Genomic DNA, 22,689 nt, shown 5'->3' with positions numbered 1-22,689 from the left:
GTTAGAATTCCTTACAATTGTTGTCAAGTTAACGTGACGGCAGCAATTATCTAATATTGAATTCTGCGTGTATGGCGGTTGGCACCCCCAAAAAGCCGCCGCCTTGTGCACCTGTGGGTTCTGAACTTTTTCGGTCGTGAATTGCTTCGCTATCAGAGCAATGTTTGCCGGAAACTTCCAATAATAACCCAACAAGAATCGTCGGAATTACGGATATTTAGCTGAGTTTAAATGGTATTTTATAGATTTTGGAGGAGTTCTAAATAATGGTATTATGCAATCCCGAAAATCCTTACCAAGCAACATTTTACAATAGTCAGGGAGTTAGTGATGAAGGGTGACAAAAAAGTAATCGAATACCTGAACAAAGCGCTTCGGCACGAATTGACAGCTGTAAGCCAGTATTGGTTGCACTACCGCCTTCAGGACGATTGGGGCTTGGGGAGTATGGCCAAGAAAAGCCGTGAGGAATCCATTGAAGAAATGGAGCACGCCGACAAGCTGATTCAGCGGATCATTCTTTTGGAAGGCCATCCAAATCTGCAGAAACTGGACCCGCTGAAAATCGGGGAAAACCCACGTGAAACACTGGAATGCGATCTGGCCGCTGAGCAAAGCGCTCGTGCCCTTTACAAAGAGGCCAGGGATGTTTGCAAGGATGCTGGTGACTATGTTTCTATGGGTTTGTTCGAAGAACTGATGTCAGACGAAGAAGGCCATATCGATTTTCTTGAAACGCAGTTGGATCTTTATGACCGTGTCGGGCCTGAGCTGTTCGCTCAACTGAACGCGACGAAGATGGAAGAGGCAGACTGACCTGTCCGGTGAGCGTTTGGTTGACGTGGCGCAATAGTGCTGAGCGAGTTCGGGCAGATCAGGACAGCGATTCCAATACTGGCCAGCACAGCGAGGGGCATACAGTTGGGAACGTTACTGGATGAAAGGTCGCAGATGGACTTGTTAGTTCATCTTGCAGATCATCACCCGGCATCGATCTTGCTGCCAGCTTCGTTCGGCGAAGATATCAATTCCGCATTGGCAAAAACCTTGTCTTTGCTGAAGGAGCGAGGTTGGATTGACTATAGCATCTAGCTCTACAGGCACGGTCCAGCTCCATTGCCGCATTCAATTGCCATAACGGGAGAAGGTTTGAGTTTTCTAAAGGAAAGTGCACGCACAAAAAGAAGCGATGCAAACAACTCCAGAGAATGAACGTTGCACACGTCCCAAGGCACGCGCGTAAACTGGGCGGGCTCCGGGCTTGCAGTTGTTTTTTAGTGTTAAGAATTCTCAGTGTCATCGCCAATGAGCTGATCAGAAGTAGTTGGGTTACGGTGATGCGTTCGGATATTCGCCTTTTCACCAAACGTGTTTTTCCCAACGTCACCGAGGCGGCTAGCTTCGAGGCATAAGGCGAATCAGAACTGAAAAGCGAAAGCTGTTTCCCTGCAAGTCCTTTGGCGCTTTGGGAAACCGCTTTGATCGGGCTACAGCGCTGAGGGCGGCCTGGTCCAGGGTTGGGTTGCCTGACGATCTGGTAAGTTGGTGGGACACCAACCGACCGTCACGCGATACCGTCAGACGAATTGTTACATCACCACTGGCTTTGGTCCCGCGCGGATATCGTTTGTTGCGTTCAATCCGGGCTCGGATTTTCGCGCCCCACACGGCTTGCAGCTTGGCTGCCCGTCCCGGTGAGCCCGTGTTCACCTCGGATGATCCCGAGCCAGCTTGTGCGCCTCCACCCGACCCGGCCGAAACCTGTTTAGCGACCCCGGCTGAGGTCACCTTGGCCTTGCGCCCCTCTTGTTCCTGTTTTTTTTGCGGCCGTAGCTTTGGTTTTACCTCTGGTTTCGCCTTTATTTCAGGTTTCGGCTTAGGTGGCGGAGGTGTCGTGTCGATCTGAACGTTGTCTTCCACCTCAGGTGCGGCAATTGCCACCTTCATCTGAGCCCTAGGCGCCTGATCAATTTGCAGAGACGGCATGGAAAGTGCAGCAGGCGGCGATGTCGGTGCCGTCATTTCAATAGGCGCAGCCGTCCGAACGACGGTTGGTTGTTCCCAGGACTTGACCATTTCGGCGACAGTTGGCGCTGCGGCTTTCAGCGACACCAGGGCGTCGCCGCCGCTCCCCCCGGCCGTAACCCCGGAATGAGGCTGGCTGGCAAACACCGCCAGATGCAGCGCTATTGCAAGTGCAACGAACACGGTGGTTTCAAGCCATCGTTTCATTGCGGCGACACCATCAGGTCGATTTTGCCGAGACCGGCTTTTGCAAGGTCGCTCAGCAAGCGGGCCATGGCCTTGGCTTCCAATTCCCCATCGGCGCGGATTTGAATAATACTGTCGGTCTTGCTGGTCGCTGCCAGATTGGCCAGCGCGTTTGCGCCTTCGGCCCCCTCAAAAGACATGCGTCCGGTTTTGTCCACGTACAGCATCCGTTCAACTTCGGGCACGATTTCGGAGGACGAACGGGGTGGTGTAACCTCGAAGGGTTCGGGTTCTGCCAGGTTGGAAGTCATCAGAAAGAAGATCAGCAGCAGAAACACGACGTTGATCATTGGCACAATAGATTCTGCACGCGGTTTGCGGGGCTGGTCCGAAAAGTCCATGGCTTCACTCCACCAAAACGACCGAAGTGTATCCGGCCTCACGCAGGGTTTCGGTTACTGTCACGATCCTTTGCAGTGTCGCCCCGTCCTTACCCCGCAGGATCAGCATGTCCGACGGCTGTTGCATAAGCGGAATCAAGTCACTGGGCAGATCTGTGACCAAGACGCCGTTCAACAGGGTGCTTTCGGGTAGTACGTCGATCAGCCGGGGCGGGCCGGAATATTCCCCACCTGCCGCGACCAAAGGCAAGGGCAGGGTTGCGTCGGCGCCGAACCGCGATGCCAGCATGAAGAACACCAGCAACAGGAACACCACGTCGATCATCGGTGTCAGGCTGGGTTTGCGCCGGGATCTGGGGGGTGGGGCGAACTGCATCGGATCACTCGGCCGCCAATTTAAGCTCTTCTGGTTTGACAGATACGAACAGCCGAATGGCGCCATCTTCGATATCGCGGCGGATGCGATCGATCACCGCTTCGAACCATGTCAGCGCGGCCGAGGCGGGAATCGCCACCGCCATACCTGCGGCGGTGGTCAGAAGCGCCTCCCAAATGCCGCCTGCCAGCAGGGCGGGATCGGCGCGGTTGCCCGATTGTTGGAGCGCCTGAAAGGCGGCGATCATACCCAGCACAGTGCCCAGCAAGCCCAACAAGGGTGCGATCGTCGCGATCAGTTCCAACGCCCGCAGTCCAACGCCTGCATTGGCGATTTCGCGTTTTGCAATGCGCGAGACCTCTTCGCGAGCCCGGTCTTCGGGAAATTTGGCAAGGGCGAAGATCGCTCCTTCCACGACCTTTGACCGCACGCCCATTCGGCCTCGTACGGTGGCGAGGGCGGCGTCGGTGCTGCCTGCTTCGAACAGATCGATGGCCAGCCCAGCCTTGCCCCGCGACCAAGCTCCAATCAGTGCAAGACGCCAGATTTTCCAAAGGACCAGAGCAAGCGTGACGACGGACAGGGCGGCAATGACCCAGATCGACGGTCCTCCGTTGCGCAGAAACGCGGTTGCTCGAGTTGAGGTGTCGCTTGCGATGTCCAGCAAGCCCGGTTCTTCAGGCGCCGCTATGGATGTCTCGATGGTTGGGTTTTCCGGTTCCGATAGGTTCGGTGCGACTGGTGCAGCAGGTGCGTCCGGGGGGGCGGCGCCCGGTTGCGGTGACGCGCTTGGCGTAGGGCTGGTCACTATAGCGTCGGGTGCGGGCAGCCGAAGGGTTTCTTGTGCAGTCAAACCTAGCGGTGCGGTCGCCAAAAGGGCAACGAGGAGCAGTAGGGAGTTCAGTAAGCGTCCGCGCGGCCCGTGTGATTGGAGAGCAAGGCATTTGATAAAACGCGTCATTGTATAGCCTTTTTGCCGGAGCCCGCCGGTTTCGGGATCTGCACGACGCTGGCCGTTCGTGCATTAACGATACCGGAATGTCTCCGCGGCTGTTGGGCGCGTGACTTGCAGGCTGTCATGGTTGAATGGCTGGGCTGCACCTATGTGTCTACGGCAGGCGCAATCTGGCGGGGGCCTTACGGCCCGCTTACCGGTTGGCGTAGTTTTCAGACAGTGCTTTGTCAATATAGAGGGCCACAAACAGTTCAGCGGCTTTTCGAATATCTGCTGTACGGGCGCGGGATTGATGCCAGCCATGAATCCGCCCGCTGCCGGTGGAACGGTTTCTGTCCAGTTTTCGCCTGAGAGTTCCGAAGAAAGCGCGTGCAACAGCTTCGCACATTCGCGAAATGGATGTGGCACATGTATGAGGCGTTCGAGAAGACAAACGGCAAGAGACACCATCTCTGGCATTCGGTCGTTCACGAAGGCGAGGTGCTGTAAGGGTAGGTCTCTAAACGCCGAAACAAGCAGGCGGCATTGAATTTCCTCAAGAAATTGATGAAGCGACACGGTAAGGTGGAAAACGCCGTCACGGATCGCTTCGCATCGTATCGGGCCGCTCTCAGAGAGCTTGGCGCTAGCGAAAAACAGCAGACGGGCAGGTGGCTCAAAAACCGTGTTGAGAATTCGCACCTCCCGTTTCGAGGACGCGAGCGCGCCATGCAATGTTTCTGGTGCATGCGAAGTTTACAGAAATTCGCCGCCGTCCATTCCTCCGTATACAACCACTTCAACCAGGAAAGATCGCTAGCCAGCAGAGACACCTTCAAGCTGACACGCACCACCGCTTTCTGCGAGTGGCGCGCACTTGGTGCGGCATAAAGGACAGCCAAACTGGCCCAGCTAAGACTGGTTCGAATTTTTCTGACAGCACTCAGGTTTCAATTGCGGGGTCACGAAAAGTAAGTTGTCACAATTGACAAAAAACTTTCGATCATTATTTGTCATACATGACAATCTATGAGGCCCTAATGCCAAGACCTTCATTAAAAGACCAAAGATCCCAAGAAATCCTGGATGCTTACCTCTCTTGTGTCGCAAGGTTCGGGCTCGAAGGGGCGACTCAGGCGCGTATTGCCGAAGAAGCTGGCGTTAAACGTCCGCTTCTGCGTCACTATCTGGGCAATAAGGATGAGATGATCACCGCATTGGCTGACTATGTCGTTGCCGCGTTCGCCGAATCGCTGGACGGGCTTCGTGAGGCATTGCCGAACGGCGCAACCCCATCAGATTTAGTGGACATGCTGTTTGCCGACGAAAGTGGCACCGATCCGCGATTGATGTTGGTCTATCAGGCACTGGTGACTGCCGTTCCGGATTACCCGGATCTGAGGCAAGACCTGATGGACAGCCTCACGGGCTTCTTTGACATGGTCGGGGACATCCTAAAGCGTGCGAGCCCGGATGCGTCGGATGTAAACATTCGTGCGGTGACACAGGGAATCTCGGCAATTTTCGTCAGTATGGATGCCCTGTCCCCGCTTGATCCACCCGCAATTTGGCGCGCGGAATTGAAACTCGCGGCCTCTTTGCTGGCCTCAACCTTGGAGGCTGCGCGATGAGTACCGCCAGAACAGCAAACTATATCGCCCTACCCATCCTGTTGGCCGCAACTGCGCTGGGTCTCTGTTGGCTTTGGGGATTGCTCTTTGTTTGGTGGATCGTCCCGACAATTCTGAACGGGCAGGCCTTTCTGGTCTTCGAGATCAACCGCGCAGAGGACCCGGTTTTGTATTGGGCCATCGCCGCTCTCTGGGCGGCGATGGGTCTGATGATGATCGCCGCCAGCCTGTTCCCCCAACACGCCCATCTGCTTGCCTGAGGTTTTGAGATGACCAAAATGTATCACCATCTGCCGGTCGAGGCTTATACCTCGCAGGACTGGTTCGACCGAGAACAAGACCGAATCTTTTCGCGCACCTGGAGGTTCGCGGGATTGGTCGAGGATATCGAAGGTCCGGGGCACTATCTTTCCATTCAGGCGGGCCTGAACAATCTGTTCATCGTGATGGGACGCGATCTTCGCCTGCGCGCCTTTCACAATATCTGTCGTCACCGGGGCACCCAACTGATCCGGGCGGTCGGAAAAACGCAGAAAGCGCTGACTTGCCCCTATCACGACTGGACATACGATCTGGAAGGCAACCTGATCTCGGTGCCCGATGAGGCGTCCGAGTTTCCCAACGGCGTTGATAAGTCCTGCCTTGGCCTAAAGCCAGCCAGCGTGGATGTCTGGCGCGGCATGTTGTTCGTACATCCCGACCCGGACGCGCCAACCTTGGCGGAATGGTTCGGAGCAATTGACCCATATCTCGGGCCTCACAAGCCCGAAGAGCTTGTCGAATACACAGAAGGACGTAACAGCTACGAGATCAGGGCTAACTGGAAGATCGTCGTTGAGAATTACATCGATGTCTACCACCTGAGCCATCTGCATTCGAACACGCTACATATGTATGACCACGCCAAGGCCGAATACGGGTGGAAGGGGCCACACTATCACTTTTGGGAACCCCCGTCGGCGGAATATGCAAAGAACCACGAAGCCAATATTCCGATGCCGCGTACGATCCCGGAACCGCATGTCGGGGCATGGGTTCCGATGTTGTTTCCCGGTATTGGCATCGGGGCCAGCGAGGAAAGCTGGAACTTGTTCATCATCACCCCGCTTGCCCCGGATCTGACGCGGATCGAGAACCGCACCAAACTGGCGAATGTCTCGGACTGGGCGTTTCAGAAACAACAGTGGAAAAGCTGGGGCTTCTGGAAAAATTTCGGCGGTGCAAAATATCACGGGGATGATGCTGTAGGTGAAGACGATCCAATGGCATCCGGAGATTTCACGACCGAGGATATCTATGCCTGCGAACAGCAGCAGAAGTCTTTGAAAAGCCCGTACCTTGAAATCGGTCCTGCCGGGATTGGCGAAAGCCCGATCACGCAGCACCAAAAGGCAGTGCTGGCGTTCATGCAGGACAACTGAACGATGCGGAGACTGATCATGAAACCAGTACAAGCCACTCTGATCGGTGTTGCGCTTGCTTCGGTTTTGATGCTGACGGCGCAGGCAGACGCGCCTGAGAACATCGCCGCACGTATCCTGCAAGCCCAAGACGAACAAAGCCTGCTGGCCACATGGGACAACTGGCACCCAGACGCCACGCATCGGGTCATCCTCACATTTGGTATGGGGCAAGCGGATGACATCTTCGCATACTGGATCGCCGATGTCACCGATGCGGAAGATCCCGAACTCGCCAAGGCGCTAGAAGGGTACAGGGAAACCGCACGGTCCGCGCCTCAGACTACTGCACGATCCGAGGATGGCGTCCATCACGTCACCGCAGTGACCCAAGTCGATTATGATTGGCAGGGATATGCTGGCAAAATGCGTCAGACCGATGAGTTTGTCTTTGAACCTACCTGGGTGGAACAGTGATCCGTTCTTTGACTACGACTTACGACTACCGACGATGGGTATCCCGATGCAACGTAACTTTCATCCACTAACCGTATCCGAAATCCGCACGGAAATCGGAGGCGCGGCCACCAATGTGACCTTTGACGTACCTCTGGCCCTGACCGATCTGTTTCAATGGACAGCCGGGCAGCATCTGACGGTCAGGTTTCTGATCGACGGAGAGGAGTACCGGCGCAGCTACACGATTTCGAACCCTCCAGAGTCCGCGCTGCGTATTACCGTCAAACGCGTGAAAGGCGGGACCGTCTCAAACCATATCGGCGACACCCTGTCGGCGGGGGATACGGTCGAGGTCATGCCCCCGTTCGGACAGTTCACTTTAAAACCCGGAGCCCTGAAACGCCGTACCCACTATTTCTTTGGTGCCGGCAGTGGCATCACGCCATTGTACGCGATGATCAACGCCGTTCTGGAATACGAGCCTCATTCCGTGGCGCATCTGGTCTTTGGCAACACAAACGCCGACAGCATCATTTTTCGACAGGAGTTGGAGCAGATACTGGCGCAACACCCGCAGCGGTTCACTCTGCGCCATGTTCTGTCCCACCCTGCCATGCTCAGTTGGTTCAGCCCCTGGTGCACGGGGCGGTTGGATGCCGACGCCATTGGGGCCGCAATTGGCGAAACGCCTCCGGTTGCACAAGACGTCCAGTACTGGATCTGCGGCCCTGGCAGCATGAACACGGATATTCGTGCAGCACTGCAAAATCTGGACGTTCCCGATGATCGCATTCACATGGAGAGCTTTGGCGGGGATACCGAAAGCGACCTGAGTGTATATGGGGTCGCGGCAACGGCCCGAATACAGTTGAATGGGGCCTGGCATGAAGTCGCGGTAGCTGCGGGTCAAACCCTACTCGAAGCCGCCCGATCGACAGGACTTAACCCGCCGTTCAGTTGCCAGTCCGGAGTTTGCGGCGCCTGTATGGCCCACATAACCGAGGGCACCGTCCATATGCGGAACCGGGTCGCACTTGAAGATGAGGATATTTCCAACGGACTTATTCTGTGTTGCCAAAGCGTAGCAACGCAAAAGAGCATATGCTTGAGGTTCGAAGAATAGTTTTTTCAAGTGGTGAACTGCCATGATTCAGCCAATGCATCTATCGATCTCTGGCGGCAACGCAACAATGCACTTTGAGCGAACGGTAGCTTCGACCGACGGCCATTCGTTAGCTCTCCATGTGGTTTGTGTTGAGCCTGGCTGAGTGCCGGCTTGAGTTGCCCTCGGCCTCTTACATGTCCAAGGATGGTCAGGCCTGCACGGGCTATCGCCCGCCATTCGGTGCTGCCCGATGCAGCATCCAGATTTCCAGCAGCCCGGAAACGCTCGATCTGTGCGCCGACCAGTTCAACCAACTCAGCATTATTGGCATTCCCGGCGATGGCGCGCGTAGGCGATCAACCAGCCGGTCATCAATGCCAATAGCAGAGTGGCGTGGATCATTTCTAAGCTGATCGTCAATGGCCATGCGCTGGCAATAGTGGCTGTGTGCGATCTGACCCTGTGCCAAGGGATAGCGCGCAGGGGTGTTAGGTAGCTGGATTGGGATCGCCTTTTGCTCTGCCACCGCGATCTGATGCGGAATCTGCGTAACTGCGCCCTGAAAAAGTTTGAGAGCTTCGCGGTAGTCACCACCCAGAGCGATACGCGGTTCGGTTTTCCCGATGATTCCGCGCAGGTCTTTCGAAACTACACCACGTGCATCGTACCGCACGGAACGGTTGACGAGATGACGAACTCTGCCAGCAATGAGAACGCCTTTTGTAACCAAAGTTGTAACCTTGAAACGAGCATACGCACTTGTTTGCAAGTTTTTCTTTTAATTCAATGTGTTGGAATGGTGGGTGATGAGAGACTCGAACTCCCGACATCTTCGGTGTAAACGAAGCGCTCTACCAACTGAGCTAATCACCCGTGACGGTGCATGTAGCCAAGCCTGCGCGCGGGCGCAAGAGGGTCTGGCACAATTTCTTTGATGCAACGCCGCGCAGGCGGTATTCGTTGATCCTGCCCTTCGTAAATTGCGTTCCTTTTCCGCAGGCTGCGCCCTCGGCCACGGGAAAGGCGCTTGCGTGTCCTATGCGCCCTCAGATATCCCCGAAGGGACTGTAACCTTCCAGACGGGAGACCACATGATCCTGTCCCTTGCCCGCCGATGTGCAATCGCGGCCTTGGTGTTGGGCACTTTGACGCTGGCTCCGATCCGGGCCGGAGCGGGAGAGGTTTTGGTTTTCGCCGCCGCCAGCCTGAAAAACGCTCTGGACGAGATCGCACCGGATTTCGAACAGCAGACCGGACATGACGTGACGGTGTCTTATGCGGCTTCATCCGTTTTGGCGCGGCAAATTCAACTTGGAGCCCCTGCGGATCTTTTCATTTCGGCGAATGTGGATTGGATGGATGTTCTGCAGGATCAGGAACTGATCGATGCCGGCTCGCGGGTGGATTTGCTGGGCAACGGGTTGGTTCTGATCGGGAATGCGGGTCAGGATCAGATTGGCCATATGCAGCCGGATATAGATCTGCCCGCAAGGCTGGGCAGCGGGCATCTGGCAATGGCGCTGGTCGATGCGGTGCCGGCGGGGATTTACGGCAAGGCGGCGCTGCAGAACCTGGGGCTGTGGGAGGATGTGCAGACACGGATCGCGCAAACCGACAATGTCCGCGCGGCGCTTGCGCTGGTTGCGGCAGGGGCCGCGCCGCTGGGGATCGTCTACCAGTCGGATGCGCGGGTCGAAAACCGGGTTCAGGTTGTGGCCTCGTTCCCGCCCGATCTGCATCCGCCGATCATCTACCCCGCAGCGGTGACCGCGTCCGGCAGAACTGAAGCACGGGCGTTTCTGGATCACCTGCAATCGGATGCGGCCCGCGAAGTTTTTACAGAACAGGGCTTTGCCCTACCGGGGCGCTGACAAATGGGATGGCTGGGACCGGCAGAGCTTGAGGCGCTCAGACTGTCGTTGCGCGTGTCCTTCTGGGCGACGCTGGTGACCTTGCCGTTTGGCATTTTCGTGGCCTACGCGCTGGCCCGCTGGCGCTTTCCCGGTCGACAGCTGTTGAACGGGCTGGTGCATCTGCCGCTGATCCTGCCGCCGGTGGTGACCGGGTACCTGCTGCTGCTGACCTTCGGAATCCAGGGCCCGCTGGGCAAGGTGCTGGCCGAGTTCGGCATTGTCGTGGCCTTTCGCTGGACCGGCGCGGCGCTGGCGGCGGGGATCATGGCCTTTCCGCTGATGGTGCGCGCCATCCGCCTGTCGATCGAGGCGGTAGACCCCAAGCTGGAGCAGGCCGGGGCAACACTGGGCGCGTCGCGCCCCTTTGTCTTTGCCACCGTCACTCTGCCGATGATTCTGCCCGGAGTGATCGCCGGTGCCATCCTCGCCTTTGCCAAAGCGATGGGAGAGTTCGGGGCCACGATCACCTTTGTTTCGAACATTCCCGGCCAGACCCAGACCCTGCCCTCGGCGGTCTATGCTTTCCTGCAGGTGCCGGGGGGCGAAAGCGCGGCGACGCGGCTGGTGGTGGTCTCGATCATCATCGCGATGGGGGCACTGTTGCTGTCGGAATATGTTGGCCGCCGCGCCGCAGCCAGGGTGTCCGGGTCATGAGCCTGTCCGTCCGCCTGCAACACGATCTGCCCGACCTCACGCTGGACCTCAGCTTTGACGCGCCCTCGGGGGTGACGGTTCTGTTCGGGCGGTCCGGGTCGGGCAAGACCACCGTGGTCAACGCCGTGGCCGGGTTGCTGCGTCCCCAGGCCGGGCGTGTGGCCGTCGACGGGTGGGAGCTGTTCGATATCGAGCAGAACCACTGGCTGCCACCGCATCGCAGGCGCTTGGGTTATATCTTTCAGGAAGGCCGCCTATTCCCGCATCTGACCGTGCTGCAGAACCTGTCCTATGGCCGCTGGTTCGCGCCGAAACGCGCGCGGCGCGAGGAGCCGGACAAGGTGATCGAGATGTTGGGCATCGGCCATCTTCTGGAGCGCCGCCCCGCGGGTCTGTCGGGCGGGGAAAAGCAGCGCGTCGCCATTGGCCGCGCCCTGCTGGCCAGCCCGCGCCTGATTCTGGCCGATGAACCCTTGGCCGCGCTGGACGACGCGCGCAAGGCTGAGATCCTGCCCTATTTCGAACGGCTGCGGGATGAGGTCTCGGTGCCGATTCTCTACGTCACCCATTCCGCGGCAGAGGTCGCGCGGCTGGCGACCTCGGTGGTCGCGCTTCAGGACGGCAAGGCGGTGCGGCACGGCCCGGCGTCCGAGGTGATGGCCGATCCGTCGATCGCCCCGGCAGGGGTTCGCGCCGTGGGGGCGGTGCTGAATGTGCGTGTCCGGGACCATCACGCCGATGGGCTGACCGAACTGGATGCCGGCGGCGCGCGCCTGTTCCTGCCACGCATCCCGCATCAGGTGGGGGAAGAGCTGCGCATCCGCATTCCTGCGCAAGAGGTTATCCTGTCCAACAAACGGCCCGAGGGGCTTTCGGCCCTGAACATGTTGGAAGGCGCGGTCGATACGATCCGTGCGGGCGACGGGCCGGGGGCGATCGTCTCGGTCCGTACCCCGGCTGGGCCGGTGCTGGCCCGCGTCACCCGCCGCTCGGTCGAGGCGCTGGGGCTGGAGCCGGGCAAGCCCTGTTATGCGGTGATCAAGACGGTTGCCCTGGCACCGCAGGACGTTGGCGGTCGGCTGAGCACCCGCTGAGCCCAAAACAAGGGGGCAGAGTGCTCCGACTTTACTCATCCCCCGCGTCGACTATCATCTTAGGCGAAAAGCGATTGCGTTTGAGGATAATAACCATGCAATTTTTCAAGTTATTTGGCGTAGGAGCGTTGGTTCTGTTGCCGGGCATTGCACAGGCTGTTGGGTTTGGTCTGCAGGTCAGACCCCAGTTTCGAACGGAAATCACGCCGGTGCAGAACGGCGTCTATTCGGTGAAAGCCATCGGGTCGTCAGCGCCGGTTACATACTGGTGCGGGATCGGGGATTTCGCCGTTCGGACTTTGGGAGTACCCAACTCTCAGCGCATCTATATCTTCAAAGCCTACGAACCAGGTGTGCGGACAGTGCAGTTTTCCCTGACACCACCTCCGGGTGCCGACACCAAGCCGGGATACTCCGTAACGGTCAAACGGGTCGGAGCGAACATGTCAGCGGTTCAGGCCCAGAACTACTGCTACGACAACTTCATGGATTTTGATTTCTGAGCGCGCGTCAGACCCACTTTGCCATTGGCGGCAGGCTCATCAGCACCGCATCCGGGTCGTGGCCGGTTTCCAACCCGAACTTGGTGCCCCGGTCGTAAACCAGATTGTATTCGGCATACAGGCCGCGATGCACCAGCTGGGCGTTCTTGTCGTTGTCGTCAAAAGCCTGAACGCGGCGTTTTTCGACCAAGGGCAGGAAAGCGGGCAGGAAGGCCCGACCGATATCCTGCGTCAGCGCAAAATCCGCGGTCCAGTCGCCGGTACAGTAATCATCCATGAAAATGCCGCCGACCCCACGGGCGCGTTTGCGGTGCGGGATAAAGAAATACTCGTCGGCCCACTTCTTGAGGCGCGGATAATGCCCCGGCCCGTGCGGGTCCAGATGCGCCTTTTGCGTGGCGTGGAAATGGGCGGTGTCGTCATCATACTCGATACAGGGGTTCAGGTCCGACCCACCGCCGAACCACCACGCGTGCGGCGTCCAGAACATGCGGGTGTTCATATGCACCGCCGGAACATGCGGGTTCTGCATATGCGCGACCAGGGAAATGCCCGAGGCCCAGAACCGCGGATCATCGGCCATGCCGGGAATACCTTTGCGGGCGGCCATCGCCTGCTGCGCGCGGGCGCCAAGCGTGCCGTAAACGGTCGAGATATTGACGCCGACCTTTTCGAACACGCGGCCACCACGCATCACCGACATCAACCCGCCGCCCGCGTCCGAGCCGTCTTCGGACTGGCGCGTGGTTTCCTTGACTTCGAACCGACCAGCAGGGGCATCCGAAAACGGCCCGGTGTCGTGGCTGACTTCCAGGGCTTCGAACGCGGTGACGATTTCATCACGCAGTTGGCGGAACCAGGCAGAGGCGGTGGTTTTTTCGGTATCGAACATGGGGATCAGTGGGCCGGGGCTGCGACGGGATCCAGCAGGGTGCGGCCGCCGTCAATGGTCAGGATTTGTCCGGTGATGAACCCGGCAGCGTCCGAGGCCAGATACTGCGCCGTCTCGGTCAGTTCGGTGGGTGCTGCGATCCGGGCCAGTGGGGTGTGCTTTTCGATATCGTCGCGGAAGTCGCGGTTCTCTTTCAGAGTGGATTGCAGCGAGGCGCTCATCACTGACCCCAGTGCGATCGAGTTTACCCGGATACGGTTCGGGGCCAGCGCCACCGCCAGCGAGCGGGTCATCTGATCCAACGCGGCGGTTGATACGGAATAGGCCATCAGGTCAGGGTGCGTGCGCCGGGCTGCAATCGAGGACAAATTGATGATCGACCCGGCCGGGTTTTCGTTTTCTTCACCGGCCTGTTTGATCATCCGTTTGGCGACCAGTTGGCTCAGCCGCAGGGCGGGCATCAGGTTCTGGTTCAGCAGGGTGCGCACCGAGTCATCTTCGGTATCCAGCGGATCGGAGGGGATCACCTGCCGTGCGCCGTTGATCAGGATATCCACCTGATCGAACGCGTCGATGGTCGCTGACAGCAGATTGGCGATGGTCAGCTTTTCGCGCAGGTCACCGGCGAAAAACCGGATGTTGCTGTCATCGGCCTGCTCGCCCAGTTCTTCGGTCAGCCGCTTTTCGTCCATATCGGCAAACATCACATTGGCGCCTGCATCGGCAAAGTGGCGCCCGATGGCCAGCCCGACACCATTGGCCCCGCCGGTCACGATTGTGGTTTTGCCAGCTATGGAAAAGGACATGCGTATTCTCCTGAGTTGCGGCGCAGGTTAGCCGGGATCACCGCCGAGGGCGAGAGGCGTGAAAGACCTTGAACCGATTGTCGCCGGTCACTTCCTCAACATGGGCAAAAGCGTCGGTCAGAACGGCCTCATAAGGCAGGTGACGGTTCGCTACCATCCACAGAGAACCGTTGCGGGTCAGGTTCTTGGCAGCCGCCCGGATGAAGCCTTGCCCAAGCTCGGGTTCGGCGCTGCGGCCGGTGTGGAAGGGCGGATTCATTACCACCGTGTCGATGGGCTCAGACGCACGCCAGGTCACCGCATCGGCCCAGTGATACTGAGCGCGCGGGTCGGCCACATTGGTGCGGGCACAGGTCAGGGCGGTGTGGTCGGCCTCGACCAGATGCAGGGCCTTCAGGCCCGCAGCCTGCAGCAGCCCGGCGGACAGGAACCCCCAACCCGCGCCAAGGTCTGCGACTCGGGCGCCCAGCTTGTCGGGCAGCGCCGCCAGCAACAGCGCCGAAGCCGGATCAATGCCATCTGCCGAGAACACTCCTGGCGCGGTCTGAAAGCCGTCTGCGGTCTGATGCTCGGGCGCGGCCCAGTCCGCAAAGGCCCGCGTATCCGACTGAAACCAGAAGATCTTGCCATGCGCCTTGGAAATCGGCCCCTCGACCGAAACGCGCTTGCGGATGTCTTTCAGCAGGCTGTCAACGCCATCGGTCTTGGCTCCGTCCACCACAACAACTCCGCTGGCGCGAGCGCAGGCCTGATGAACCATTGAACGGGCCAGCGCCTTGGCGCGGGGCAGGAACACGATGGCGTCCTGACAGGGCGTGTCCGCCTCTGCCACGACCGCGAACCCCTGATTGGCGAAGTGATCGTGAAACGGTTTGAACGGCTGCACCACCTGCGTTTCGCGCGGCAAGGCCGACAGGTCACTGGCTGTGGTCGGCCCAAACACCGTCAACGGTTGCGACAGCGAAAGGCCGCTTTGCAGGGCAAGATCAAGACGAGGGGACATGAGCGATATCGAAAGAGCAGCGCGGGCTTACTCTTCCCGCTCCATGGTGCATTGCAGGGGATGCTGATGCCGGCGGGCAAAATCCATGACCTGCCCCACTTTGGTTTCGGCGATCTCATGACTGAACACGCCCACGACCGCGACGCCTTTCTTGTGGACGGTCAGCATGATCTCGAACGCCTGTGCGTGGGTCATGCTGAAGAAACGCTCCAGCACATGCACGACGAACTCCATCGGGGTGTAGTCGTCATTCAGCAGCAGAACCTTGTACAGCGGTGGGCGCTTGGTCTTGGGGCGCGTCTGCACCAGGACAGACGAATCCGCATCATCGTCGTCCTCCGGTTTGTCAGACATGATCCATTGGTGTTCAAGCATCGCGTTCTACTGTCCGATTCAGGCTTCGGTTTATCTGTGCGCTTATATAACGTCGTACCGGCCAGAGAAAAGAGCCAGCAGGACGTATTCAACATGGGTCAAAACCTTACCACAATCGGCTTTGATGCGGATGATACTTTGTGGCACAACGAGCGTTTTTTTCAGCTGACACAGGTGCATTTCACCGATTTGTTGGCAGATCATGCCGAGAAGGACCATCTGTTGGAGCGCCTGCTGGCGGCCGAAAAGCGCAACATCCGTCACTACGGGTACGGAATCAAAGGCTTTACCCTGTCGATGATCGAAACCGCGATCGAGGTCACCAATGACCGGGTTCCGGCCTCGGTCATCCGCCAGCTCATTGAGGCCGGGCAAGAGATGTTGGCCCACCCGATAGAACTGCTGCCCCATGCGCGCGAGGCGATCGAGGGCGTGACGGAGACTCATCAGGTGGTGCTGATCACCAAGGGCGATCTGATCGATCAGGAACGCAAACTTGCGCAGTCGGGGTTGGGTGAGCTGTTCGACGGGGTCGAAATCGTATCCGAGAAGACGCCGCAGACATACCGGCATATTTTCGACCAGTATGAGGGCGGACCTGCCTCGGCGATGATGGTCGGCAATTCGATGCGGTCCGATGTGGTGGCGCCGATTCAGGCCGGGTGCTGGGGCGTGTATGTGCCGCATGGGCTGGTCTGGGAGGTCGAACAGGCTGAAACGCCGTCGGAAAACCCACGATACCGTGAATTGCAGGACTTGGGTCAGCTCTCGGACCTTGTTCAGCAGCTCGGCTGATGTTGCCGAATGGCCTCAGTTCCCAAAATTCGGTGCGGTGCGGCGGCATTTTCTGGTCATATTCATGGATGTGGTGGGGCAGGGCGCGTGTTCGGCCATATGTTGTATGCCTTCCAAAGCGTAACCAAATAGCGATTTGACGAGCTTTTGGTTTATTTCATTGGGTCTCTGTGCTAGCCTCTAAAGCAATAAAATAATTTCAAGCTGACCGGGAAAACCCGGCGGCCCGAGGTAGACAGAGGCAAAGATCGTGCAGGTTCGGCGGACAGTTCCGGCCCGAATGGGCTTATTCCTTATAGCATTCTTGTGGCTGCTCTCCTTTGCGCCGTTGCAAGGGGTGGCCGCGCCCTATGCGGCAATGGTGATTGATGCACGGACCGGAGAGGTGCTGCACTCGCGCAACGCCGACACACGGCTGCATCCGGCTTCTCTGACCAAGATGATGACGCTCTACATCGCGTTCGAGGCGGTGCGAAACGGTGAGATTGACCTGGATACGCAGGTTCGTATCACCAAGAAAGCCTCGTCCGAGCCGCCCTCAAAACTGGGTCTGCGCACGGGGCAGAAGATCGCGTTCCGCTATCTGATCCGCGCTGCTGCGGTGAAGTCGGCCAATGACGCCGCCACAGCCATCGGTATCGCCATCAGCGGGTCCGAGGCCGCCTTTGCCCGCCGTATGACCCGCACCGCCAAGGCGATGGGCATGAGCCGCACGACCTTCAAGAACGCGCATGGCCTGACCGAATCGGGTCACTTGTCCACTGCGCGGGACATGACCACGCTGGGCCGTCACCTGCTGTATGATTACCCGCAGTACTACAACCTGTTCTCGCGGCAATCGACCCATGCCGGGATCAAGACGGTTCCGAATACAAACCGCCGTTTGTTGGCCGCCTATAGAGGTGCGGATGGGATCAAGACCGGCTACACCCGCGCTGCGGGTTTCAACCTTGTGGCTTCGGCCAAGCGCAAGGATGAACGGATCATCGCCACCGTGTTTGGCGGCAAATCCGGTGCATCGCGCAACGCCAAAGTGGCCGAGCTGCTGGACATGGGCTTCCGCCGGGCACCATCGCGGGCACCGATCCGCAAACCCGCCCGTCCGGCCTATGCCGGGAATGTTGGGCTGGGTGCGACGGTTGCGGCCGCGACCGGCGCGCCGAAAACCAGCCTGCGGCCGGTGCTGCGTCCCGGACCGGGCGCCGCCGTACAGGTGGCCGGCACCGTTGCCGCCACCGCCGCCGAGAACGGCACGCGCATTCAGGACGGGATCGCGGCGGCCATCGCGGCTGCGGATATCCAGACTGCAACCGACGACACAACGCGGCCAGCCGCACGTCCGGAAAACCTGGTTCTGGCATCGACCGATCCGAACGTGCAGCCCGAGCCCGAACAGGAAATTGTTACCCGGCTGTCCACATCCGGCGGGCATTTGTGGGGCGTCAATGTGGGCCGCTATACCACCCGATACGAGGCCGAGAAGGTTTTGCTGAAAACCGCCCTGTCGGAAATGACCACTCTGGAAGGAACCCTGCGCAAGGTGAACCAAAGCTCGCGCGGGTTCGAGGCGACGTTTCAGGGCATGACCCGCGAACAGGCTGATCTGGCCTGTCGCAGGCTTCAGGCCCGCAATGTCACATGTTTCATGATCGGACCGTCATAAGATCCGACATATTCTCTCCTGAATGGGTCTGGGCTGCGAGGAAACTCGCAGCCTTTTTTTGTCGGAGCGCCTCAGTCGAACACATGCCCGTGCTGGTACTGTTCATCCTGCCCCGCAGCGGCGGTCAGGGCGGCCACATTATCCTTGGTGAAGAAGCCGTCATAGTGGTGGCAGCGTTCGATATACTCGGTGATCAGCAGCGTGTTTTTCGAGTGTTTCGAGAAGATCTGTTTCAGGTTCGGGTCGTCTTTGCATTCCCCCACCACATGCGCCAGGAAGGGCACGCCCTTGTCCTTGAGCGTATTGACCACGAAATCGACATTCTTTTCCCCGGCATTGTGATCGCCATCCTGAATCTCAACCGCCATGTGATGCAGACGACGGCCGAAATTGCGGACGAAATCCTCGGTCGGCATCGGCAACTGCTCGAAGGAATTGACGAAGGATGGGGTATTGTTGGCGGTGAAGACCTTGGCTGGTGACTTCTTGTCGTCATCGACATTGGCATTCCGGTTCACATTGGTCGATGAATTCATGTCGAAAATGTTGTACGCCCCCCAGAAATAATAAGGCACCATGGTCAGGAACTCGAGGATCGCGTCCTCACGCTCACCTGCCAGAATGCGGGTGGCAAGGTGGTCAATGCCCAGCATCAGGGGCGAGATATTGCTGTCCGATCCAAATGCCGCGGCCCGATCCAGCTGCGCCTGTTCCGCATCGCTCAGAAGCACGCGATCACCCAACCCAAGGCTGTCGGTGTCGTTGAAATCCAGCGTTGAATATCCAACCCGGTTGCAGGTGAAATCGGAAGGGGTGGTAAAGCGGAACCCATCCTGCGTGTAGAACGGGTTCTCGGTATCGCCGCTATATTCAAAGCGGATGTTCAGGGCTTCGAGTGTCTTGGTCAGGGTCTTCAGATCGGTCGCCCCGTAAATCTCTCCGACATAGCGGGTCTGCGGCGTGTTGCGCGCCAGCGGGTACATCCTGTTGATGCGCGGGATGAAGTCCTCAAAGTCGGGGTTCAGCGGGGCCATGACGATCATGGTCGGGTAATCGGAATGCGAATGCAGGACCGAAAACTTGTGGGTCTGCCCCATGTAAGTGGCCGAGTGGCGATACGGGGTCATCACATAAAGCTCGATCAGCGTATCGAACAGCGCCGTGGTTTCCACCTGAATGACGATCGCCCGCATCGGCCCGACCTGATCGGCCACGCCCGAACTGGTGCGCCGTTCGTAGATCATCGGCAGGTACTCGTTGAAAAAGTCCGAGTTCTTCTTGTCCCCGCGGGGTTGGTAAGACATCAAATCGAAAGACATTAAGACACCTCCTTGCGCATACCCGGCGGCAGTCGGGCGTGGCCTTGCCTGGATTTCCAATAATCAGAACATGCACTTGCAGGCATGCTAGGGGCAGAAAACCAAGCGGGCAACAGTAAGAAGATGAGGTGCCGGTCTTACATCCGCATGGCTATCGGGTGAATTTTGCCACCTCGACGCCGCCGTCGATCAGGTTCTTGCGCACCGACCGGGCGATTTGCACCGCTGTCGGGCCATCGCCGTGCAGGCAGATCGTGTCGATCGAGGTGTCCAATCGCTTACCGGATTCGGTAATGATCGCGCCCTCGCGGACCATGTTCAGGATGCGGGGCCCGGCCAGGTCAGGGTCGTGGATCACCGCGCCGGGCAGGCTGCGATCCACCAGCGTGCCGTCATCATTATAGGCGCGGTCAGCAAATATCTCTCCGACCCATTTGCAGCCCAGCTCGCGTGCGGCCTCTTCCTGTTTGGTGACGGCCAGAACCATGACGATGATATCCGGGTCCACATCCAGCGCGCCCTGATAGCAGGCCCGCGCCATGCCGATATCGGCCGAGCTCATGTTTGCCAGTGCGCCGTGCAGTTTCAGGTGTCGGACTTCGGTGCCGACCGCCTTGGCCATCCCCATCGCCGCGCCGAGCTGAAAGCGCACCAGATTGCGCAAGCTGTCATGCGGCACCTTCATATTGCGCCGACCAAACCCTTGCAGGTCGGGAAAACCGGGATGCGCGCCGATGCCCACCCCGTTTTCGGCCGCCAGTGTCATCGTCTGTGCCATCACGTCCGGGTCGCCTGCGTGAAAACCGCAGGCGATGTTGGCCGAGGTGATGATCTTCAGCAGGCTCTCATCATCACCCATCTTCCATGGGCCAAAACTTTCCCCCATATCGGCATTCAGATCGACGCTGGGCATCGGCAACACTCCTTACTCGGTGGCAGAGATCATTCCGCCGATCAATTGGTAGGACAACAGGTCCGGGATTTCATGCGGGTCACGCACCAGAGGTTCGACCCGTGCCCGCAGCCGCGCCAGTTCGGCCAGATAGGCCGCGTGCAGGGCGACGGCCTCGTCCATGGTCACGAATTTGAACCGTATCTGACCGCCCGCCGGAGTCTGCGCCGCGCGGGGCAGGTCACAGGGCAGGACGGTGGCGATGCGAGGGTAGCCTCCGGTGGTCTGGCATTCGGGCAGAAGGATAAAGGGATTGCCGGTGCCGGTCATCTGGATGTCGCCGGGGGTGATAACCTCGGACAGGATGTTCAACTGACCTTTGGCGGCGAACCCTACGCCGTCGCTGTCCAACTGCATTCCCATCCGGTTCGCCCGCGCCCCGCGCCGGAACACGGTCCGGGTAAATCGATCCAGCGTGTCCTGATCGAACAAGGGGGTCTGAAAGCTGGCGACCACGCGCAGGGTGCCTCCGGCGAACCGTTCATCGGGTTGCAGCTTCATGTTGACATTGTCCGCGTGTGGACGGGTCGGAAGCATATCACCCGCCTGAACCGCGCGCCCGACCTTTGCGGTCAGGTGGGTCGCGCGTGACCCCAGAAAAAGTGGCGCATCGATACCGCCTTTGGCATGCAGATAACCATAGGTCCCCTGCATCACCGCACCGACGGTCAGCCTCTGCCCGGCCTCCAGAGTATGAGACGCATTCCAGACAACCGGGCTGCCATCGATATTCGCCTGCATCGGCGCGCCGGTCAGGGCGATGCTGACCGGCTGAGTGGCCTCGAACATGCCGCCCATGCCCGCCATTTCCAAGGCGGCGCAATCCGGGCCTTGTCCCAACAGTGCCGCACCTTCATGCAGGGCCAGCTGATCCGCCGCGCCGGACCGCGACAGGCCTTGATCCAGATATCCCGTGCGCCCCTGATCCTGCACCGTGCAGGCCGGTCCGATTTGATGCACCAGCAAGCTCATGCGGGGATCTCCGTGCAAGTCGCCCCGCCTGTGCCGTCCTTGGCCGCGCGGATCGCTTCCAACGCGTCCCGGCTGACCGGAAGGAATTGCATCTCATCCCCGGGGCGCAGGGCAAAGCTCTGCTTGGCTTCGGGACGGAAACACCGAAACGCGGTCTGGCCCACATGTCGCCAGCCGGTAGGGGTCGGCCCCGAAAACAGCACGAATTGAGAGATCGCCAAGACCAGCGCCCCTTCAGGCACCATCGGGGTCAGTTCCTTGAGGCGCGGAATGTTAAACTCGGGCCCCAGTGGGCCGAGATAGGGCTGACCGGGTGCAAAGCCGATGGTCAGGACACGAACACGGGTATTACTCAGGCGATTGACGGCTTCGTTGGGCGATAGCCCCGCGGCGGCGGCGGCCTCATCCAATTGCGGCGCAAGCTGGCCACCATAGACGGTCGGCACATTCCACAGACGACGCCCGGCGGGCAGCGATGCCTGATACCAGTCCTGCTCCTTCATCATCTGCTCAAGCCGCACCTGGATCTCTGAGTGTGGCAGGCGAAGTGGATCAAACCGGACATAGGCCGAAGCAAGAGAGGCCGAAGTCTCCTCCACACCCTCCCAGTTCCGAGAATCGATAGCATTGCGGAACGCGAGGGCGGCGCGATTGGAGGGTTCCGCCATCGTATCGGCAAACGAAACCAAAAGACCGTCCAGGCCAACGGTTCGTATGCGCGGGAAAGAGGCAGCCTGCTTGGGTATCATATCTCAATGCGTTCGGACGTTTCTATGCAGCGAAGTGATATTATCCGGAGCTAATGCGCAAGCCCCGGGCACTGGCCGGGGTCTCTTTCCACATCCAAAATGCGAGTCGGTTCGGCAAAGTCGACCGAAAACTGAATCGGTTTCTGGCGACCGAGTCGGGCTGGCCTTGTGGGTGCGGCGGACGGACTCACTATATATAGGGTGGGTGCCGACGTGCCCGGGTAGGGGCTCTGTGTTGTATCTCCGGCTTTTGGGTGATTTGGAGGGAGTTGTCCTGCCGGCGTGGTGATTAAGCATTTGAAAAAGTTAATAAAATAAAGAAAATGCAAAAAAATTGCGTGGGACGTGATTTTCCACTTGCGGCTAGTGCTGGTTATACTTAGAACCCCCTTCACCGGCGCTGCTGAGGCGGCGCTGACGCATCGGAGAGACGATGGAGACGGGCCGGAGAGACGGTTGAGACGCATCGGAGAGACGGTGGG

Annotated in this window: 25 protein-coding genes, 1 tRNA gene and 1 pseudogene; 13 read left to right on the top strand and 14 right to left on the bottom strand. The window is 58.9% G+C overall.

Features of this window, described 5'->3' with window-relative positions:
* The first annotated feature begins 330 nt into the window (after window positions 1-330).
* Window positions 331-816, top strand: a complete 486-nt coding sequence (bfr, locus tag ACOQFT_RS06315; RefSeq protein ID WP_421597107.1) for a bacterioferritin — start codon at window positions 331-333, stop codon at window positions 814-816.
* A gap of 579 nt (window positions 817-1,395) precedes the next feature.
* On the opposite strand, the gene ACOQFT_RS06310 is transcribed toward bfr, so the two are convergent.
* The 4 genes from ACOQFT_RS06310 to ACOQFT_RS06295 all read right to left on the bottom strand — a co-directional run bounded on the left by ACOQFT_RS06310 (window position 1,396) and on the right by ACOQFT_RS06295 (window position 3,655).
* Window positions 1,396-2,112 carry an energy transducer TonB gene (locus tag ACOQFT_RS06310; protein ID WP_421597106.1) on the bottom strand — a complete coding sequence of 239 codons (717 nt, stop codon included), beginning with the start codon at window positions 2,110-2,112 and terminating at the stop codon, window positions 1,396-1,398.
* 116 nt (window positions 2,113-2,228) lie between these two features.
* Entirely contained in the window at window positions 2,229-2,612 is a 384-nt protein-coding gene (locus ACOQFT_RS06305; protein ID WP_421597105.1) for an ExbD/TolR family protein, read from the bottom strand.
* Window positions 2,613-2,616: 4 nt separating this feature from the next.
* The gene (locus ACOQFT_RS06300; RefSeq protein WP_421597104.1) at window positions 2,617-2,988 is read right to left on the bottom strand and encodes an ExbD/TolR family protein; all 372 of its coding nucleotides are present in this window, start codon (window positions 2,986-2,988) and stop codon (window positions 2,617-2,619) included.
* A gap of 4 nt (window positions 2,989-2,992) precedes the next feature.
* Complete coding sequence (locus tag ACOQFT_RS06295; RefSeq protein ID WP_421597103.1) at window positions 2,993-3,655, bottom strand: MotA/TolQ/ExbB proton channel family protein; 663 nt, start codon at window positions 3,653-3,655, stop codon at window positions 2,993-2,995.
* Window positions 3,656-4,162: 507 nt separating this feature from the next.
* On the opposite strand from ACOQFT_RS06295, the pseudogene ACOQFT_RS06290 reads away from it, so the two are divergent.
* From ACOQFT_RS06290 to ACOQFT_RS06265, 6 genes and pseudogenes are all read left to right on the top strand, one after another.
* Window positions 4,163-4,813 (top strand): annotated as a pseudogene (locus ACOQFT_RS06290) (IS6 family transposase).
* A 149-nt stretch (window positions 4,814-4,962) separates the two neighbouring features.
* A complete protein-coding gene (locus tag ACOQFT_RS06285; protein ID WP_421597102.1) occupies window positions 4,963-5,553 on the top strand; it encodes a TetR/AcrR family transcriptional regulator in 591 nt (196 codons plus the stop codon).
* The gene (locus tag ACOQFT_RS06280; protein WP_421597101.1) at window positions 5,550-5,813 is read left to right on the top strand and encodes a hypothetical protein; all 264 of its coding nucleotides are present in this window, start codon (window positions 5,550-5,552) and stop codon (window positions 5,811-5,813) included. The genes ACOQFT_RS06285 and ACOQFT_RS06280 overlap by 4 nt, the downstream gene beginning before the upstream one ends.
* A 9-nt stretch (window positions 5,814-5,822) precedes the next feature.
* Entirely contained in the window at window positions 5,823-6,974 is a 1,152-nt protein-coding gene (locus ACOQFT_RS06275) for an aromatic ring-hydroxylating oxygenase subunit alpha (protein WP_421597100.1), read from the top strand.
* Between the two features lie 18 nt (window positions 6,975-6,992).
* The gene (locus ACOQFT_RS06270) at window positions 6,993-7,430 is read left to right on the top strand and encodes a hypothetical protein (protein ID WP_421597099.1); all 438 of its coding nucleotides are present in this window, start codon (window positions 6,993-6,995) and stop codon (window positions 7,428-7,430) included.
* A 46-nt stretch (window positions 7,431-7,476) separates the two neighbouring features.
* Window positions 7,477-8,535 (top strand): 2Fe-2S iron-sulfur cluster-binding protein, encoded by a 1,059-nt coding sequence (locus ACOQFT_RS06265; RefSeq protein ID WP_421597098.1) that lies wholly within the window; start codon window positions 7,477-7,479, stop codon window positions 8,533-8,535.
* A 205-nt stretch (window positions 8,536-8,740) separates the two neighbouring features.
* On the opposite strand, the gene ACOQFT_RS06260 is transcribed toward ACOQFT_RS06265, so the two are convergent.
* Window positions 8,741-9,286 carry a hypothetical protein gene (locus tag ACOQFT_RS06260; protein ID WP_421597097.1) on the bottom strand — a complete coding sequence of 182 codons (546 nt, stop codon included), beginning with the start codon at window positions 9,284-9,286 and terminating at the stop codon, window positions 8,741-8,743.
* 28 nt (window positions 9,287-9,314) lie between these two features.
* Window positions 9,315-9,390, bottom strand: a tRNA-Val gene (locus tag ACOQFT_RS06255).
* A 218-nt stretch (window positions 9,391-9,608) separates the two neighbouring features.
* On the opposite strand from ACOQFT_RS06255, the gene modA reads away from it, so the two are divergent.
* From modA to ACOQFT_RS06235, 4 genes are all read left to right on the top strand, one after another.
* Window positions 9,609-10,388 (top strand): molybdate ABC transporter substrate-binding protein, encoded by a 780-nt coding sequence (modA, locus tag ACOQFT_RS06250; RefSeq protein ID WP_421597096.1) that lies wholly within the window; start codon window positions 9,609-9,611, stop codon window positions 10,386-10,388.
* A 3-nt stretch (window positions 10,389-10,391) separates the two neighbouring features.
* Window positions 10,392-11,084 carry a molybdate ABC transporter permease subunit gene (gene modB / locus ACOQFT_RS06245; RefSeq protein ID WP_170445866.1) on the top strand — a complete coding sequence of 231 codons (693 nt, stop codon included), beginning with the start codon at window positions 10,392-10,394 and terminating at the stop codon, window positions 11,082-11,084.
* Window positions 11,081-12,178: a molybdenum ABC transporter ATP-binding protein gene (gene modC / locus ACOQFT_RS06240; RefSeq protein ID WP_421597095.1), complete on the top strand. Its 1,098-nt coding sequence runs from the start codon at window positions 11,081-11,083 to the stop codon at window positions 12,176-12,178. The genes modB and modC overlap by 4 nt, the downstream gene beginning before the upstream one ends.
* Window positions 12,179-12,273: 95 nt before the next feature.
* Window positions 12,274-12,681, top strand: a complete 408-nt coding sequence (locus ACOQFT_RS06235) for a hypothetical protein (RefSeq protein ID WP_421597094.1) — start codon at window positions 12,274-12,276, stop codon at window positions 12,679-12,681.
* Window positions 12,682-12,688: 7 nt separating this feature from the next.
* On the opposite strand, the gene hemF is transcribed toward ACOQFT_RS06235, so the two are convergent.
* Genes hemF through clpS form a run of 4 tightly spaced genes read right to left on the bottom strand, consistent with a single transcriptional unit; the run spans window position 12,689 to window position 15,736 of the window.
* A complete protein-coding gene (gene hemF, locus ACOQFT_RS06230; protein ID WP_421597093.1) occupies window positions 12,689-13,573 on the bottom strand; it encodes an oxygen-dependent coproporphyrinogen oxidase in 885 nt (294 codons plus the stop codon).
* A 5-nt stretch (window positions 13,574-13,578) separates the two neighbouring features.
* On the bottom strand, window positions 13,579-14,379 hold the full coding sequence (locus ACOQFT_RS06225; protein ID WP_421597092.1) for an SDR family NAD(P)-dependent oxidoreductase: 801 nt from the start codon (window positions 14,377-14,379) through the stop codon (window positions 13,579-13,581).
* Between the two features lie 37 nt (window positions 14,380-14,416).
* A complete protein-coding gene (locus ACOQFT_RS06220; RefSeq protein ID WP_421597091.1) occupies window positions 14,417-15,382 on the bottom strand; it encodes a methyltransferase in 966 nt (321 codons plus the stop codon).
* A 27-nt stretch (window positions 15,383-15,409) separates the two neighbouring features.
* On the bottom strand, window positions 15,410-15,736 hold the full coding sequence (gene clpS, locus ACOQFT_RS06215; RefSeq protein WP_421597090.1) for an ATP-dependent Clp protease adapter ClpS: 327 nt from the start codon (window positions 15,734-15,736) through the stop codon (window positions 15,410-15,412).
* Between the two features lie 114 nt (window positions 15,737-15,850).
* On the opposite strand from clpS, the gene ACOQFT_RS06210 reads away from it, so the two are divergent.
* Both ACOQFT_RS06210 and ACOQFT_RS06205 read left to right on the top strand, forming a co-directional pair.
* Entirely contained in the window at window positions 15,851-16,552 is a 702-nt protein-coding gene (locus ACOQFT_RS06210) for an HAD family hydrolase (protein WP_421597089.1), read from the top strand.
* A gap of 280 nt (window positions 16,553-16,832) precedes the next feature.
* Entirely contained in the window at window positions 16,833-18,215 is a 1,383-nt protein-coding gene (locus tag ACOQFT_RS06205) for a D-alanyl-D-alanine carboxypeptidase family protein (RefSeq protein ID WP_421597088.1), read from the top strand.
* A 71-nt stretch (window positions 18,216-18,286) separates the two neighbouring features.
* Here ACOQFT_RS06205 and ACOQFT_RS06200 read toward each other — a convergent pair whose 3' ends face one another.
* The 4 genes from ACOQFT_RS06200 to ACOQFT_RS06185 form a co-directional block, all read right to left on the bottom strand.
* Window positions 18,287-19,534: a hypothetical protein gene (locus tag ACOQFT_RS06200; protein WP_421597087.1), complete on the bottom strand. Its 1,248-nt coding sequence runs from the start codon at window positions 19,532-19,534 to the stop codon at window positions 18,287-18,289.
* A 151-nt stretch (window positions 19,535-19,685) separates the two neighbouring features.
* Window positions 19,686-20,447 carry a LamB/YcsF family protein gene (locus ACOQFT_RS06195; protein ID WP_421597086.1) on the bottom strand — a complete coding sequence of 254 codons (762 nt, stop codon included), beginning with the start codon at window positions 20,445-20,447 and terminating at the stop codon, window positions 19,686-19,688.
* A gap of 12 nt (window positions 20,448-20,459) precedes the next feature.
* The gene (locus tag ACOQFT_RS06190) at window positions 20,460-21,458 is read right to left on the bottom strand and encodes a biotin-dependent carboxyltransferase family protein (RefSeq protein WP_421597085.1); all 999 of its coding nucleotides are present in this window, start codon (window positions 21,456-21,458) and stop codon (window positions 20,460-20,462) included.
* The gene (locus ACOQFT_RS06185) at window positions 21,455-22,207 is read right to left on the bottom strand and encodes a 5-oxoprolinase subunit B family protein (RefSeq protein ID WP_421597084.1); all 753 of its coding nucleotides are present in this window, start codon (window positions 22,205-22,207) and stop codon (window positions 21,455-21,457) included. Before ACOQFT_RS06185 ends, ACOQFT_RS06190 begins: the two co-directional genes overlap by 4 nt.
* Window positions 22,208-22,689 lie beyond the last annotated feature (482 nt).

Origin of the sequence: Ruegeria sp. MALMAid1280 (assembly GCF_049195285.1) — a bacterium.
In the GTDB taxonomy this organism is placed as follows: domain Bacteria; phylum Pseudomonadota; class Alphaproteobacteria; order Rhodobacterales; family Rhodobacteraceae; genus Ruegeria.
The sequence above is the reverse complement of the archived record's forward strand: the minus strand, read 5'-3'. Positions and strand labels throughout refer to the sequence as shown.